Here is a 15640-nt window from a genome sequence, read left to right on the forward strand (position 1 = left end):
CTCTGGCGACCTTGCTTGGCTCGAGTCTCGACTCTCGGTTCGAACGAACGCACCGGAACGCAAGTACACGCTTGATGGCGCGGGGTCAGGCCGCGCTGGTGGAGAGGCGGCCCATCTCGCGCGCGACCAGGTCGCGGTAGGGGCCTCTGCCCTTCACGAGGATGTCGGGCGGACCGTCCTCGACGATCCGGCCGCCCTGCAGCACGACCACGCGGTCGAAGCTGCGCAGGGTCGCGAGGCGGTGCGCGATCGCGACCACCGTACGCCCGCGCATCAGCCGCGACAACGCCTCGCGGATCGCCTCCTCGGATTCGGCATCGAGCGCCGCGGTGGCCTCGTCGAGCAGCAGGATCGGCGCATCCTTCAGGAACGCGCGCGCGATCGCGATGCGCTGGCGCTGGCCGCCGGATACCTTGACGCCGCGGTCGCCGACGATGGTGTTCATGCCCTCCGGCAAGGTTTCAATGAAATCGCAGCGTGCGGCGATCGCCGCGCGCAGCACCTCGTCGTCGGTGGCGTCCGGCCTGCCGTAGCGGATGTTCTCCAGGATCGAACGATGGAACAGCGAGATATCCTGCGGCACCACCGAGATCGCCGCGCGCAGGCTCTGCTGGGTGACGCGCGAGATGTCCTGGCCGTCGACCGTGATGTTGCCTTGCTCGACATCGTAGAAGCGCTGCAGAAGGGTAAACAGTGTTGACTTGCCGCCACCGGACTGGCCGACCAGGCCAACCCGCTGGCCGGGCTGGATGCGCAGACTGAAGCGCTCGAAGACCTGCAAGCCGCCGGGATAGCGGAACGAGACGTTGTTGAAGGCGATCGCCGCGCCGCTCTTCACCAGCGCTTCGGCCTCCGGGTGGTCCTTCAGCTCGTGCGGCTGCAACAGCGTCGCCAGCGCCTCGGTGAGACGCGCGACATGCTGCGTGACGTCGACCAGCGCAACCGCAAGATCGCGGGTGGCGCTGAGGATCGAGATGCCGAGCGTGCAGACCAGCACGACATCGCCGGTGGTGGCCTGGCCCTGCTGCCAGAGCGAGAGGGCCCAGGCCAGCATCGCGATCGTCAGGATCACGGTCACGGCGGCGTGAACCAGGCGAAGCTTTTCGAGATAGCGCAGAGAACGGCCGCGCGCGACCAGTTCCCGATTCACGGTGGCGTCGAAGCGGTCGTGCTCATAGCCGAGACCGCAGAATGCCCGCACCAGCGGCAAATTGTTGATGACGTCGACCATCTCGCCATCGACGGCGGCTGCCCGGTTGGCGAAATCGTCATGCAGCGGCCGGCCGGCGGCGGCCATGCGGAACATCGCCACCACCATGGTTCCCGCGATCAGGATCAGCACGGCTGACATTGTCAAACTTACGGTTCCAACCAGGGTGATCGCGGCAAAGGTTGCGATGCATGGCGGCAACACGTTCCATACGAACATGTTCTCGACAGTGAACACCGCGTTCGATGTCGCCGTGATCCGGCTGGTCAGCATGCCCGGCAGCCGGTCGGTGAAATAGCTCGGCGCGTGGCCGGTGAGATGACGGAACATGTCGCGGCGCAGGTCGCCGGTGACGCTGACGAAGGTGTAGCTCGCCGTCCAGCTCGCGATCCGCCACATGAAGTTGTCGGCTGCGATCAGCGACATGAGCAAAGCGAATGCCAGCCATACGCCGTTCGCGGCCGACGGCCCGGCCGACAACGCGTCGACCAGATTCTTGACGCCGTATTGTGTGCCCACCGAACAGGCAACCGCCGCGACCACGGCCGACAAGATCACAACATGCGACGGCAGCCGCCGGCGCAGATAGCGCAGCACAAAGGGGAATGGGCGATGCGCATATCCTGACAGATGGTCCATGACGTCCTGCAAAAGCTGTTGAAGGTGAACGAGAAAATTTTAGTCGAAGCTCTCGTGCACGATGACGTGAAGGGCGGCGGTTGGATTCCTTGATGCAGCCATCACTGCGCAACAATTTTGCAACGCTGGCGTCGGCAAAAACGTGTTGGAGCGAGATGGCATCAGCAAGACCACAGTGTGATGGAAGAAAGAAGCGGGAATCCACATACCCATAAGGAACCTCGCACGTGCGAGAACGTTCCCGTCTTCGGCACGTCAGTGCCATCACAGGGCAGAGGGGTCTGGTTCATTCCACATTACAAACAGGAGACGGAGAAATGCGCATCGCGCAGGTTGCCCCGCTGACGGAGGCTGTTCCCCCCAAGCTCTACGGCGGCACCGAACGGGTCGTGCACTGGCTGACCGAAGAACTTGTAACACTTGGACATGACGTGACGTTGTTCGCCAGTGGCGATTCACAGACCTCCGCGAAGCTCGATGCGACCTGGCCGAAGGCGCTGCGCCTCGACGGCTCCGTCCGCGACCCCAATGCGCTGCACATGGTGATGCTGGAGCGCGTCCGGCAGAAAGCCGACGATGACGAGTTCGATTTCCTGCACTGCCATCTCGACTATTATCCGTGGTCGCTGTTCACGCGCCAGCCGACGCCCTTCGTGACCACGCTCCACGGCCGGCTCGACCTGCCGGAGCATCAGCCGGTCTTCAACATCTTCTCCAAGATCCCCGTGATCTCGATCTCCAATGCGCAGCGGCGGCCGGTGCCGCAGGCGAATTGGGTGCGCACCATTCATCATGGCCTGCCGGAGAACCTGCTGACGCCGCAACCGGCCAAGCCATCCTATCTCGCCGTGCTCGGGCGCATCGCGCCGGAGAAGGGCGTCGATCGTGCGATCAAGATCGCGACCCGCTGCGGCATTCCGCTGAAGATCGCGGCCAAGGTCGATCGCGCCGACCAGGAATATTACGATGAGTTGATCAAGCCTCAGATCACCGACAATCCGCTGGTCGAGTTCATCGGCGAGATCAGCGACCGCGAGAAGCCGGATTTTCTCAGCGGCGCGATCGGGCTCCTGGTTCCGATCGACTGGCCGGAGCCGTTCGGCCTCGTGATGATCGAGGCGATGGCTTGCGGCACGCCCGTGATCGCCTATAACCGCGGCTCGGTGCCGGAGATCATCGAGGATGGTCTGACCGGCTTCATCGTCGAGGACGAGATCAGCGCGATCTCCTCGGTCGGTCGGCTGTCGACGCTCAACCGCGACGCGATCCGCAAGCAGTTCGAGACCCGCTTCACCGCGCGCCGGATGGCGCTCGACTATCTCGCCGCCTATCGCAGCCTGATGGAGGACAAACCGCGCTTCAAGCTCGTGGCGAGCGCCGAATAGAAGTTGCAGCGGCCGATCGAATGATCCGGCGGGCCGGCCGGCACCGTCCGTGCCGATCCGTCGGGTCGTTCGATTGTCAATAATGCCGTCACCCGACGGCAACTCCCGTGGGGCGAAACGATCCGCATGCGCCGCGCCGCGCGATTGCTGCTGACGCACCCCTGGTGACACGCATCCCCATCAACCCGGCTGATATCGCCTTTGCGATTGGCGGATTACGTGCTCTTATGCGCCCCGCTTGAACGAAAAATAATAAGCGAGCGGACGGAGCAACCGTGCCGCGGTCGCACAGGGGGAACGCCATGCCAGGGGACCGCAAGCCGTCGGCCATTAATAATGCCGTACCGACTACCACTTCACCGAAGAAACTGAACCGCCGCAAATTCCTGGCCAGAACCGGCGGCGTGCTCGCGGCCGGCGCTTTCGGCGCCGTCCCGCTGCGCGGCTGGGCCGCGGACCCGATCAACATCGGCGCGCTCTATCCGAGCACCGGCAGCATGGCGCAGATCGGCATCGGCTGCGTTGCCGCGGCAAAGCTCGCAGTCGACATGGTCAACGAGGCCGGCGGCATCAAATCGCTGGGCGGCGCCAAGCTCAATTTGATCGTCTCCGACGTGCAGAGCGACACCACGGTGACGCGCACCGAGACCGATCGCCTCATCACCGGCAACAAGCTGTCGGCGATCCACGGCTGCTACGCCAGCGCGCTGACCTTGATCGCAAGCGAGGTCTGCGAGCGCGCCCGCGTTCCGATCATCACCGGATCGAGCTCCGATCAGCTCAACAAGGGACGCAGCTACACCTTCACGCCGTTCGCCCGCGCCTCGCAATTCGCCAAGGCACAGTTGCAGATGGCGAAGCTGGTCAGCGAGCAGGCCAAGGTCGCGGTCATCTTCGAGAACACCGCATTCGGCACCTCGACCTCGAACGGGCTGAAGGAGCTGGCGCCGGGCGAAGGCGTCGAGATCGTGATGTTCGAGCCCTACTCGGCCGGCTTCACCGATGCCAGCCCGCTGATCAACAAGGTCAAGGCCTCCGGCGCCAACACCCTGTTCTCGCTGTCCTACCTCAACGACCTGATCCTGATCGTGCGCACCGTGAAGCAGGTCGGGCTCAACATCGCGATCAACGGCGGCTCGGGCGGCTTCGTGATGCCGGACTTCTACAAGAATGTCGGCAACGCGGCCGAAGGACTCCAAGGCGTGGCGCACTGGAACCACGACGTCAACGAGGATGCGCAGAAGGTCAACGTCGAATTCAAGAAGCGCACCGGCGAGTTCGCCTTCGAATATGCCGGCGGCCTGGTGGCACAGACCTTCATGCTGGCCGATGCCCTGGAGCGCGCCGCCTCGGCCGATCCGAAGAAGGTGCGCGAGGCGTTGTCGACGCTCGACGTCTCCTCGGGCTTTGCTGCGATGGCACCGGGCGGCAAGGTGAAGTTCGGCCCCGACGGCAAGAACGTCTATGGCCGTCCGGTCGGCGTGCAGTGGCAGAACGCCGATCTCGTCAGCGTCTTCCCCAAGGAAGACGCCCGCGCCCCTCTGATGAAGACCTGAGCGCGGTCGGATCAGATGTGGGAGACACTGGCCCAGGCCGTGATCAACGGCCTGCTTATCGGCGGCATCTACGCGCTTGTCAGCATCGGCGTCACGCTGATCTTCGGCGTGGTCAAGATCGTGAATTTCGCGCAGGGCGAGTTCGTGATGCTCGGGATGTATATCTCGTTCTTCCTCGCCACCCAGTTCGGCATCGATCCGCTGGTCTCGCTGGTTGTCTCCATGCCGGTGCTGTTCGCAGCCGGCGTCCTGATCCAGCACTTCCTGATCCGCAGGGTGCTCGGGCCGAACGACATGCCGCAGATCTTTCTGACCTTTGCGCTGTCGCTGCTGCTGCTCAATCTCTCGCTGATGCTGTTCAGCGCCAATTATCGCACCGTCCACACCTCTTACTCGGATGAAGCGTGGCACATCGGCGGGCTCTACATTCCGGTGGCAAAGCTGATCGCCTTTGCCGTCGCGATGGCGCTGAGCGGGCTGCTCTGGGTGTTCCTGCACACCACCGATCTCGGCCGCGCCATGCGCGCGGCGTCGCAGAACCGCGACGTCGCGATGCTGATGGGGATCAATCCAAATCGGGTGTTCGCGGTGGCGTTCGGCACCGCGCTGGCGCTGGCGGGCGCCGCCGGCTCGCTCTTGATGCCGTTCTATTCGGCCTATCCGTTCGTCGGCCAGGTGTTCGTGCTGATGGCGTTCGTCGCGGTCGTGATGGGCACGCTCGGCAATGTGATGGGCGCGCTGATCGCGAGCCTGATGATGGGCGTGGCGGAATCGCTGGGCATCCAGTTCGTCGGCGCCGATTCAGGCCTGATCGTGGTGTTCGCGCTGCTGCTGCTGACGCTCGCCTTCAGGCCGAGCGGCCTCGGCGCCAGAAGGGGCCGCTGATGCAAGCATCCGGCAACACGAAATGGCTGTGGCTGGCGATCGGAGCGGTCGTCATGATGGCTTTGCCCCAGCTCGTCACCTCGTCGTTTGCGATCGACATCTTCATCCGCATCTTGCTGTTCTCCTTCATCGGCGTCGCCTGGAACCTGATGGGCGGCTATGCCAAGCAGCTGTCGCTGGGCCACGCCGCCTATTTCGGCCTCGGCGCCTACACCTCGACCATCATGCAGGTGAACTACGGCATCTCGCCCTGGATCGGGATGATCGCGGGCGGCGTGGTCGCGATGCTCGCGAGCCTGCCGATCGGCTGGCTCTGCTTCCGCCTGCGTGGGCCCTATTTCACCATCGCCACCATTGCGACAGCCCAGGTGCTGATGCTGATCTTCCTCAAATTTCGCGACTTCGCCTGGGGCGCCGAGGGTACCACGATCCCGAACCTCGGCAGCGCGCCGCTCATGATGCAGTTCGAGGAGAAATCGTCCTACTACTACGTCGTGCTCGGCCTGCTCGTGGTCGGGCTGTGGATCACCCACCGAATCGAGAAATCCTGGATCGGCTACTATCTCGTCGCGATCGGCGAGGATGAGGACGCAGCCGAGGCGATCGGCGTCAACGCGCCGAAGGTCAAGCGCGACATCTACATGATCAGCGCGTTCCTGACCGCACTCGCCGGCACCTTCTATACCCAGTACATCTACTTCATCGATCCCGCGACCGCGTTCAGCTTCAACGTCTCGATCGAGGCGGCGCTGGTGTCGATCGTTGGCGGCATCGGCACGCTGTGGGGACCCGTGATCGGCACCGTGCTGCTGGAGACCACTTCGGCGCTGCTGCAAAGCTGGCTCGGCAGCTCGGTCGGCGGCATCCAGCTCACGGTCTATAGCCTGATCCTGATGGCGGTGATCCTGTGGCGGCCGACCGGGCTGATCGGGTTTGCGACCGATTTCTATCACCGCACCCTCCGGCGCAAGCCGGCGCGCGCCTGAGGTCTTTGCGATGGCGGAAGCACTGGTCATCAAGGGTCTCAGCAAGCGCTTCGGCGGCCTGCGCGCCGTGCAGGACGTCAGCTTCTCCGTGCAGGAGAACGAGACGGTCGCGTTGATCGGTCCGAACGGCGCCGGCAAGACCACGAGCTTTCATTTGATCACGGGGTTCCATCGCCCGGACTCCGGTTCGGTGCTCGCCTTCGGTCACGAGGTCGTCGGGCTGAAGCCGCACGACGTCTGCGCGCTCGGCATGGCCCGCACCTTCCAGGTTGCAAAACCGTTCGGCGCCATGACGGTGCTTGCCAATGTGATGACCGGCGCCTTCCTGCGCGACCGGCACGTCGTCGCCGCGCAAAGGAAGGCACGCGAGGCGATCGAATTCGTCGGGCTCGGCGCCAAGGAGCAGACCCCCGCCAAGGATCTCACCACCATCGACCAGCGCCGCCTCGAGATGGCCCGCGCGCTGGCGACGCAGCCGAGAATCCTGCTGCTCGATGAGGTGATGGCCGGGCTCAACCCGGCCGAGATCGACCAGGCGGTGGCGCTGGTGAAGAAGCTGTCCGCCAGCGGCCTGACCATCGTGATCGTCGAGCATGTGATGCGCGCGATCATGGCGGTGGCGCGACATATCGTGGTGCTCGACCACGGCCAGAAGATCGCCGAGGGCGCGCCGAAGGAGATCGTGGAGAACCCGGACGTGATCCGCGCCTATCTCGGCTCCTACGTGCATCCGACTGCGCCAGGAGACGCCCATGCTTGAGCTCTCCGGCGTCAGCGCCAGCTACGGCTCGGTGCCCGCGATCACCGATGTCAGCATCTCCATCGGCGAAGGCGAGGCTGTCGGTCTGCTGGGCGCCAACGGCGCCGGCAAGAGCACGACGCTGCGCGCCGTCTCCGGCCTCGTCAAACTGTTCGCAGGCAAGGTCACCTTCGACGGTGTCGACCTCGCCACGCTGCCGCCGTACCGGATCCCCGAGTTCGGCATCGCGCATGTCCCGGAAGGCCGCCAGGTGTTCCCGGACATGACGGTGCAGGAAAATCTCGAGATCGGCGCCTACACGCCCAAGGCCAAGGCGGATCGCGCGCGCACCATGGAGCTGGTCTACGGCATCTTCCCGAGGCTCGCCGACCGCAGGAAGCAGCTCGCCGGCACCATGAGCGGCGGCGAGCAGCAGATGGTCGCGGTCGGCCGCGGCCTGATGCTGAAGCCGCGCCTGTTGATGCTGGACGAGCCCTCGCTCGGCCTCGCCCCTGTCATGACCGACGTGACCTTCGAGAAGATCGGCGAAATCCACAAGATGGGCACCGCGATCCTGCTGGTCGAGCAGAACGTCAGCCGCGCGTTGTCGCTGGTGCAGCGCGCCTACGTGCTGGAGAGCGGCAACGTGATCATGCGGGGCACCAGCGCCGAGCTCGCCAACAACAGGCAGGTGCAGGCGGCGTATCTCGGGATTTGAGGGCGCCCGATCGACCCGTCATCCTGAGAGCTTGTGACGGATTCGGCTCCTGCGGAGTTTTTGGCGGCTGTTCGTCGCAGCAATTGGCAGGTTTGAGTTCGAGTTCGGCGATGACCCGTTGTTTAGGCTCTGGAGAGGCGGTTGCCTTGCAGGATGTTGTTGACGAGGGCGTACCAGAGCACGACGGCACGGACCTTTTCGATGCCGCGCACGGTCAATTGCCGCAGGTCCCAATTGCGCCAGCGGGCATGGATGCACTCGCAGATCGACCGGGACCTGTATCGGGCCTTGCCCTCTTTGCTCGCCATTCGCGCACGCCAGGCCAACACCCCCGGACCGTCGCCGCGCCGCGGTAGATAGGGATCGGTACCGTGCTTGGATTGAGTGGGCGGACAAAAGATATCGATGCCCTCGGCATAGGCCCATTCGATGTCCTCGGCACTGCCAAAGCCGCCATCGACGAGATGGTCCTTGGGCAACCCTCCGGGCCGCGCACGCTGCCGCTCCAGCATGGGACGCATCAGGCCGCGATCGGATCCGATGTTGCAAATTCTGGTGTCGACGACGATCTGCTCGCCGGCCACGCTCGTCACCTGCACGTTGTAGGCGGGGCGGAAGCCGCCGTTCGCCATCTTCATGACCCGTGCATAGGCGTCCGTCGTGGAGGCCCGCGGCTCCTTCGGCGTCTTGCCGTTGCCGCGACTTTCTTCGCGCTCCTTGCGCTGCTGCTTGATCTCGGCGAGCGCCGTCTGCGCCGCCTTCACCCGCGCGCTGCGTTCCCGCGCGGCCCGCTCCTTGGCTGCCCGGGCACGCTTATTGCTGGCGTCCGAGCGTGTGTCGACCTCGCGCTTGAGGTCTTCCACCACGGCCTCAGCCTGCGCCAAATGCTTATCCAGCGTCGCCTCGCGCCGGAACGAGGCGGCCCCGGCGCTGGCCCGGACCCGCATGCCATCCTGCGCCAAGGTCTCCAGATCGACGAGACCGGCCTTTGCCAACGCTGCCAGATGCTCACTGAGCAGTCGGTCAAGCAGATCGGCGTTGCCGACCCGGAAGTCCGCCAGCAGGTGATAGTTCACCGACACCCCGCCGCACAGCCAGCGATAGGCATCGTGGCTCTCGCACAGCCGCTCCAACGCCCGCGCGCTGCCAACGCCTTCGCTGGCGGCATAGAGCCACAGCGCCAGCAAAAGCCGGGGCGAGGTCGCGGGGTGACCGGGACGATCGCCGCGAGCCTTGATCCGGTCCTCCAACTCACTCAGATCAAGCTCTTCGACATAAGACCAGATCAGCCGCACCGGATGGTCTTCCCCGATCAGGCTCTCAATATCAACCGCTCGCAGCGCAATCTGGTCGCGCTGGGGCTCACGCAGCCGCGGAGCGCCGGGCAAGCCCGCTTCGACTGATGGCTTCGCCTGCTCCGGCAGGTCCCCAAACAACTCATCGGCAGCCAACATCACCTCCCGCGAATCCATCATCGCCAGAGAATCACACCGCGCCGGCTTTCGGCTATAATGCTCGCTGAAACCCCAAAAAAATCACACCCTCTGAGGAGCGCGTAGCGCGTCTCGAAGGATGCGCGGCCACCAGCCGGGCCGTCGACCCTTTGAGACGCCGCTGCGCGGCTCCTCAGGGTGACGGTCATTGCTTTGAGTATGCTGCTCTACACCACCACCGTCCGCTTCGGCTCGACGATCTCGAACATCCGCGGGAATTCGTCCATCAGCGCCATCAGTTCGGCTAGTCGCAGCGGATCGCCCGTCACCTTGATCTTGCCGGCACCAACCGCGTCCGGGAACGTGGTCAGCTTGGCGATGACCTCGTCGAGCACGCTGCGCGCCAAGGTGAAGCCGGCATGCGCATCGGCGGCCTGCGCGCCCGCAACGTAAGTCAGCGCCGAATTCTCGAGATTAAGCACGAAGCTCTCGCCGGTATCGGTAAAACGCCAGTTCAGCACGATGCGCTTGCCTTCGGCCTTGGGGCCGTTGAGGCGGACGCCGAGCACGTCCCAGAGCTGCTCGGTGCGGAGCGCAGCCAGCGTCTCGCGCGGCATCGACGAGCGCGGCGGCGTCTTCGGCATGCCCAGCCGCAGCTCTTGCGCACCGAACAGATAAGCGTTGCGCCAGGTCGAACTCTCGGCGGCGTAGCCGAGTTGCTCGAACGTATCGGCGAGCAATGCGCGTGCCGCCTGGTTGTCGGGCTCCGCGAACACGAGATGGCTGACGGCCTGCGCGACGAAGCGGAATTCGCCCCTGGCGAAGTCCGCCGCGGCCCGTTCCAGGATCGCATCGGCGCCACCCATATACTCGACATATTTCTTGCCGGCCTCGACCGGCGGCAGCGGATCGAGATTGACCGGATTGGCGTCGTACCAACCGAGATACTTCTGGTAGATCGCCTTCACATTGTGCCTGATGTGGCCGTAATAGCCGCGGCCGTGCCAGGCCCCTTCGAGGCTCGAGGGTAGCCGGATCGTCTCGGCGATCTCGGCCGCGTTGAGGCCGTGGTTCATCAGCCGGATGGTCTGGTCATGCGCGTATTTGTAGAGATCGCGCTGCTCGCGGATCATGGTGTCGATCCGCTCGCGCCCCCACACCGGCCAATGGTGCTGGCCGCACATCGCCTCCGCCTTGCCGCCCCACATCTGCAGGGCTTCGCCGAGATATTTCGACCACGCCAGCGCATCGCGCACGTCGGCGCCGCGGAACGGCAGCAGATTGTGGAAATTGTGCGTGCAGTTCTCCGCGAGGTTCAAAAGCCTGTAGCGCGGGATGTAGAAATGCATCTCCGCCGGCGCTTCGCTGTTCGGCGCCATCTGGAATTCGAACGCGACGCCGTCGATCACGCGCGTGTCACCGGTCGCGATGATCAGATCGGTCGGTCGCAGCAGCGCCACGCCGCCCGCCGCCATGGTCTTGCCGAGGCCGCAATCGACATGGCCGTGCACGCCCTTGGCGAGGAACGGTCCGAACTGGTATTGCGCGCGGCGCAGCATCGCCGGCCCCGCGATGATGTTCTCGGAGACCGCGTGCTCCATGAAGAAGTTCGGCGCGATGATCGGCACGCCCGCCGCCAGCATGGCGTCGTCGAGCACGCCGCGGGCGCCGCCCCAATGGTCGGTGTGGGTGTGGGTGAAGATGACGGCGGCAACCGGCCGCTTGCCGCGATGCTGGAAGTACAATTCCATCGCGGCGCGCGCGCCCTCGATCGAGGTCAGCGTGTCGACCACGATGACGCCGGTGTCGCCCTCGATCAGCGTCATGTTGGCGATGTCGAGGCCGCGCACCTGGTAGACGCCCGGCACCACATCGAACAGGCCGTGATGCATGTTGAGCCGCGACTGCCGCCACAGGCTCGGATCGACGGTTGCAGGAGCCTTCTCCTCGGACAGGAAGCCATAAGGCTCGAGGCTCCAGACCACCCTGCCCTGCGCCGAGCTGATGCGTGCGTTCTCGATGGTGCCGAGGAAGCCGCGCGCGGCGTCGTCGAAATCCCTGGTGTCGGCAAACGGCAGCGCCTTCAGCGTCGCCTCGTGCTGCGCGATGACCGACGCGGATGCCGCTTTGGGAAGCTCGTGCGACGTTTCAGCTGCATTTGTCTGGGTCATACTCGAGCACTCCCTCATCAACTCTGAAGATCAGTTTCGATCGTGCATCGCTCAGCGGAATTGCACGCCTTCGAACCGGCCGTTGCTGCGCCAGCCATCGATATATTTGAAGTAGGCCAACGGCCCGGCGGGATAGCCGACATTGAGCTTGGCCGCGGGCCCCGGCTCGCGTCCCTCATTGTTGTAATAGCCGGGCGTGCAATCGGGCCCGCCGATCATCCGGCCGACCGCGGTCAGCAGCAGCTCGACCCAACGATCCTCGGCCTCCCTGCTGACCTCGATTTCCTTGAAGCCGTTGTCCTGCGCGTGGGCAACCATCAGCGCGATGGTCCGCGCCGCTTCGGTCAGGTTGTGCGGCACGTTGGAGATCAGGTTGGCGCCCTGCGTCGGCTGCACGAAGAACACGTTGGGGAAGCCGTGGACGTGAATGCCGTGCTTGCTGCGCATGCCCTGCGCCCAGTGCTCCGACAGCTTGAGACCGTCGCGACCGGTCAGATCGAAGCCTGCGCGACGCTTGTACTCGGTGCCGACCTCGAAGCCGGACGCATAGATGATGCAGTCGAGCGCGTATTCCTTGCCGGCGACGACGATGCCGTTCTCGGTGATCTCCTCGACGCCCTTGCCGTCGGTATCGACCAGATGGGTGCCCGGCGTGTTGAACGCCTGAAGATAGGCGTCGTGGAAGCACGGCCGCTTGCAGAGCTGGCCGTACCACGCCTTGAGATTCCTGGCGGTCTCGGGATCGCGGACGATGCCGTCGACCCGGTTGCGGATCTCCTCCATCTTCTCGAAGTCGGAATCCTCGAACACGGCGCGCATGTTTTCCACGGTGCGCTGCTCGCGCGGCAGCAGCATGACCTTGGCGCGGATCCGCTTCGACAGGTCGGTCCAGCCGTCCTGCACCAGATCTTCCTCGGCCGATCCACCGGCCTGGTTGGCCGTGAAATTCTCCAGCCAGCGCTGTTGCCAGCCCGGCGTCGCGATACCGGCAAACCAGTCCGGATCGATCGGGCCGTTGCCGCGCACGTCGACCGACGACGGCGTGCGCTGGAACACGTAGAGCTCCTTGCAGGCGCGGGCGAGGTGCGGAATGCACTGCACCGAGGTTGCGCCGGTGCCGATGATGCCGACGCGCTTGTCGGCGAGCTTCTCCATCAACGCGCCCCGGGGATCGCCGCCGGTGTAGTCGTAATCCCAGCGGCTGGTGTGGAACGAGTGGCCCTTGAAGCGCTCGATGCCGGGAATGCCGGGCAGCTTCGGCACATGCAGCGGGCCGGTGCCGATGCCGACATATTGCGCGGTGAAGGCATCGCCCCTGGTGGTGCGGATGATCCAGCGCGATTGCGCCGCATCCCAATCGAGGCTCGTCACCTCGGTGTGGAACAACGCGTTGTCGTAGAGATCGAACTGCCGGCCGATCCGCTGGCAGTGCGCCAGGATCTCGGGCGCATGCGCGTATTTCTCCGACGGCATATGGCCGGTCTCTTCCAGCAGCGGCATGTAGACCATCGACGCGGTGTCGCACTGCGCGCCGGGATATCGGTTCCAGTACCAGGTCCCGCCGAAATCGCCGCCCTTCTCGATGATGCGGACATCCTTGACGCCGGCCTCCGTCAGCCGCGCCGCGGTGGCGAGCCCGGCAAAGCCGCCGCCGATGAAGGCAAAGGTGACGTGGTCGGTCTTCGGCGCGCGCTCTGTGACCGGCGTGTAGGGATCGTCGAGATAATGCGCGAGCTGGCCCTTGATCTGGAGGTACTGGTCGTTGCCGTCGGGACGCAGCCGCTTGTTGCGCTCGTGCTGATACTTCAGGCGCAGCCGCTCCTTGTCGATCGCGGCGGGCTTTGCATCGGCTTGCTCGGTCATCGTCATCGGCGGGCGCCTCGCTCCAGCGGTTCTTTATCCTTATTTCCGGCAGATAAACCGATATCGACACGATTTGCAAATTCATTCCGATATATTGACAAAACTGGTCGTCCGAGACCAATATTCCGTATGACAGCATCTTCCCCTGCCGATACTCAGCCGGATCCGTCCTTTGCGACCACTCTGGCGCATGGCCTCGACGTGCTGGCGGCGTTCCGCCGCCATCCCGGCTCGCTGTCCAATGCCGAACTCGCGCTGCATACCGGGCTGTCGCGGCCGACGGTGTCGCGGCTGACCTACACGCTGGAGCAGCTCGGCTATCTCAGGCGCGACGCCAAGGGCCGCTTCGTGCTCGGGCTCGGCGCGCTCGCCGCCGCCTATCCGGTGCTGTCGGCGCTGAAGGTGCGCCAGCTCGCGCGTCCACTGATGCGCGACTTCGCGACCTATGCCGGCGGCACGGTGTCGATCGCGATGCCGTTCGGGATCGACTTCATCTATGTCGAGACGCTGCGCACCACGGACACCGCGCCGCACGTGCCCGACGTCGGCTTCGTCAGCACGCTGGCGCCGACCGCGGTCGGGCGTGCGCTGCTGTCGCTGTTCACCGAGGACGAGCTCGGCCGTTATGTCGCGCGCGTCAAGGCCGAGCGCCCCGACGAGTTCGACTATGTGCAGAAGCGCACACTGCCCGACGTCGAATTGTGCCGGGAGCGCGGCTTTGCCATCTCGCTCGGCGAATGGCGGCGCGAGATCTTCGGCGTTGCCGCCCCGCTCTATCGCACGCCGAGCGGCGAGTGCTTGTCGGTCAATTGCGGCGTCCCCTCCTACCGCTTCAGCGCCGAGCAGATCGAGCGCGAATGCGGCCCGCGCATCCTGGGCCTCGCGCGCAGCATCCGCGCGCTGGTCGAGGAAGGTTAACCGGCGCATCGGCAGCACAGCTAGTCCTGCGATGCCGGCCCGCTGTCGCGGTAGGCCCACAGGCATTCGCGCGGCAAGGCGACCTGCGCCTCGACGCCGATCTGATGGCGCGCGGCGGTGCCTAGCTCGATTGCTTCCAGCCGCTTGCCGAACAGTTCGAGGCCGTAGGCGGTCTGCGTGCCCTGGTAGCGGCGGTCGAGCACCTTTGCCGAGAATGTATTGGCGCCATCAGGCCGGCCGATCGCGATGTTCTCGGGCCGCAGCGCCACGCGGACGTTCTCATCCGGCGCCAGCGGCTGGAACAGGGCGACCTCGCCTCGCCGGCCGTCGCCGAAATCGACCGTGCCATAGCCGTCGTTGCAGGCGACGAGCCGGCCTGCGAGCTCGTTGGTGGCGCCGGTGAAATTGGCGACGAACAGATCGGCCGGATGGTTGTAGATCACGTCCGGCGTGTCCATCTGCAGCAGCTTGCCGTCGCGCATCACGCCGATGCGGTCGCCGAGCACGACCGCCTCAGCCTGGTCATGGGTGACGTAGAGCGCGGTCATCCCGGTCTGCTTGAGAATGACGCGGAGATCGTCACGCAGCCGCAGTCGCAACTTGGCATCGAGGTTCGACAGCGGCTCGTCGAGCAGCAAGAGCTGGGGCCGGTACACCATGCTGCGCGCCAGTGCGACGCGCTGCATCTGTCCGCCTGACAGCGCCACCACCGGCCGGTCGGCATAGTCGGACAGCCCGACCAACTCCAGCGCTTCCTCGACCATGCGGGCGGCATCGGTGCGCCCGACGGTGCGGTGCTTCAATGGATAGCTCACGTTCTGACGCACCGTCATGTGCGGCCACACCGCATAGGACTGGAACACCATGCCGAGGTTGCGCGCACGCGGCGGCACCAGGATGCCGCGGTCCGGTGATGATACTACCCGCCCGGAAATGCTGATCTCGCCGCTGGTCGGATGCTCGAGCCCGGCGACGCAGCGCAGCGTCGTGGTCTTGCCGCAGCCCGATGGCCCGAGCAGCACCACGATCTCGCCGGCCGGCACGCCAAAGCTGACCCCGTCGACCGCAGGGCGGCCGATCGCAAACTGCTTCCTGAGATCGGTGACTTCGAGCGTCGCCGTCATCGCTTGCCTCGTC

General features: G+C 65.0%; 12 protein-coding genes. 7 read left to right on the forward strand and 5 right to left on the reverse strand.

Annotated elements, in window-relative coordinates; all coding sequences use genetic code 11:
- Positions 1–85: 85 nt before the first annotated feature.
- Complete coding sequence (locus ACVINW_RS38210; RefSeq protein ID WP_456756072.1) at positions 86–1849, reverse strand: ABC transporter ATP-binding protein; 1764 nt, start codon at positions 1847–1849, stop codon at positions 86–88.
- Positions 1850–2166: 317 nt separating this feature from the next.
- Between ACVINW_RS38210 and ACVINW_RS38215 the strand changes: the two genes are divergently transcribed.
- From ACVINW_RS38215 to ACVINW_RS38240, 6 genes are all read left to right on the forward strand, one after another.
- Positions 2167–3234: a glycosyltransferase family 4 protein gene (locus ACVINW_RS38215; protein WP_456756073.1), complete on the forward strand. Its 1068-nt coding sequence runs from the start codon at positions 2167–2169 to the stop codon at positions 3232–3234.
- Between the two features lie 302 nt (positions 3235–3536).
- Positions 3537–4790 carry an ABC transporter substrate-binding protein gene (locus ACVINW_RS38220; protein WP_456756074.1) on the forward strand — a complete coding sequence of 418 codons (1254 nt, stop codon included), beginning with the start codon at positions 3537–3539 and terminating at the stop codon, positions 4788–4790.
- A 15-nt stretch (positions 4791–4805) separates the two neighbouring features.
- Positions 4806–5675, forward strand: a complete 870-nt coding sequence (locus ACVINW_RS38225) for a branched-chain amino acid ABC transporter permease (protein WP_456756075.1) — start codon at positions 4806–4808, stop codon at positions 5673–5675.
- Entirely contained in the window at positions 5675–6661 is a 987-nt protein-coding gene (locus tag ACVINW_RS38230; RefSeq protein WP_456756076.1) for a branched-chain amino acid ABC transporter permease, read from the forward strand. The genes ACVINW_RS38225 and ACVINW_RS38230 overlap by 1 nt, the downstream gene beginning before the upstream one ends.
- A gap of 10 nt (positions 6662–6671) precedes the next feature.
- The gene (locus ACVINW_RS38235) at positions 6672–7421 is read left to right on the forward strand and encodes an ABC transporter ATP-binding protein (RefSeq protein ID WP_456756077.1); all 750 of its coding nucleotides are present in this window, start codon (positions 6672–6674) and stop codon (positions 7419–7421) included.
- Positions 7414–8118 carry an ABC transporter ATP-binding protein gene (locus ACVINW_RS38240; RefSeq protein ID WP_456756078.1) on the forward strand — a complete coding sequence of 235 codons (705 nt, stop codon included), beginning with the start codon at positions 7414–7416 and terminating at the stop codon, positions 8116–8118. Before ACVINW_RS38235 ends, ACVINW_RS38240 begins: the two co-directional genes overlap by 8 nt.
- A gap of 122 nt (positions 8119–8240) precedes the next feature.
- On the opposite strand, the gene ACVINW_RS38245 is transcribed toward ACVINW_RS38240, so the two are convergent.
- From ACVINW_RS38245 to ACVINW_RS38255, 3 genes are all read right to left on the reverse strand, one after another.
- Entirely contained in the window at positions 8241–9572 is a 1332-nt protein-coding gene (locus ACVINW_RS38245) for an IS1182 family transposase (protein ID WP_456756347.1), read from the reverse strand.
- Between the two features lie 206 nt (positions 9573–9778).
- Complete coding sequence (locus ACVINW_RS38250; protein WP_456756079.1) at positions 9779–11722, reverse strand: alkyl/aryl-sulfatase; 1944 nt, start codon at positions 11720–11722, stop codon at positions 9779–9781.
- Between the two features lie 51 nt (positions 11723–11773).
- Entirely contained in the window at positions 11774–13591 is a 1818-nt protein-coding gene (locus tag ACVINW_RS38255) for a flavin-containing monooxygenase (RefSeq protein WP_456756080.1), read from the reverse strand.
- A gap of 123 nt (positions 13592–13714) precedes the next feature.
- Between ACVINW_RS38255 and ACVINW_RS38260 the strand changes: the two genes are divergently transcribed.
- Positions 13715–14503 carry an IclR family transcriptional regulator gene (locus tag ACVINW_RS38260; RefSeq protein ID WP_456756081.1) on the forward strand — a complete coding sequence of 263 codons (789 nt, stop codon included), beginning with the start codon at positions 13715–13717 and terminating at the stop codon, positions 14501–14503.
- A 20-nt stretch (positions 14504–14523) separates the two neighbouring features.
- Here the strand turns inward: ACVINW_RS38260 and ACVINW_RS38265 are convergent, their stop codons facing one another.
- Entirely contained in the window at positions 14524–15627 is a 1104-nt protein-coding gene (locus tag ACVINW_RS38265; protein ID WP_456756082.1) for an ABC transporter ATP-binding protein, read from the reverse strand.
- Positions 15628–15640 lie beyond the last annotated feature (13 nt).

The sequence above is a fragment of the Bradyrhizobium sp. USDA 4461 genome, assembly GCF_054055655.1.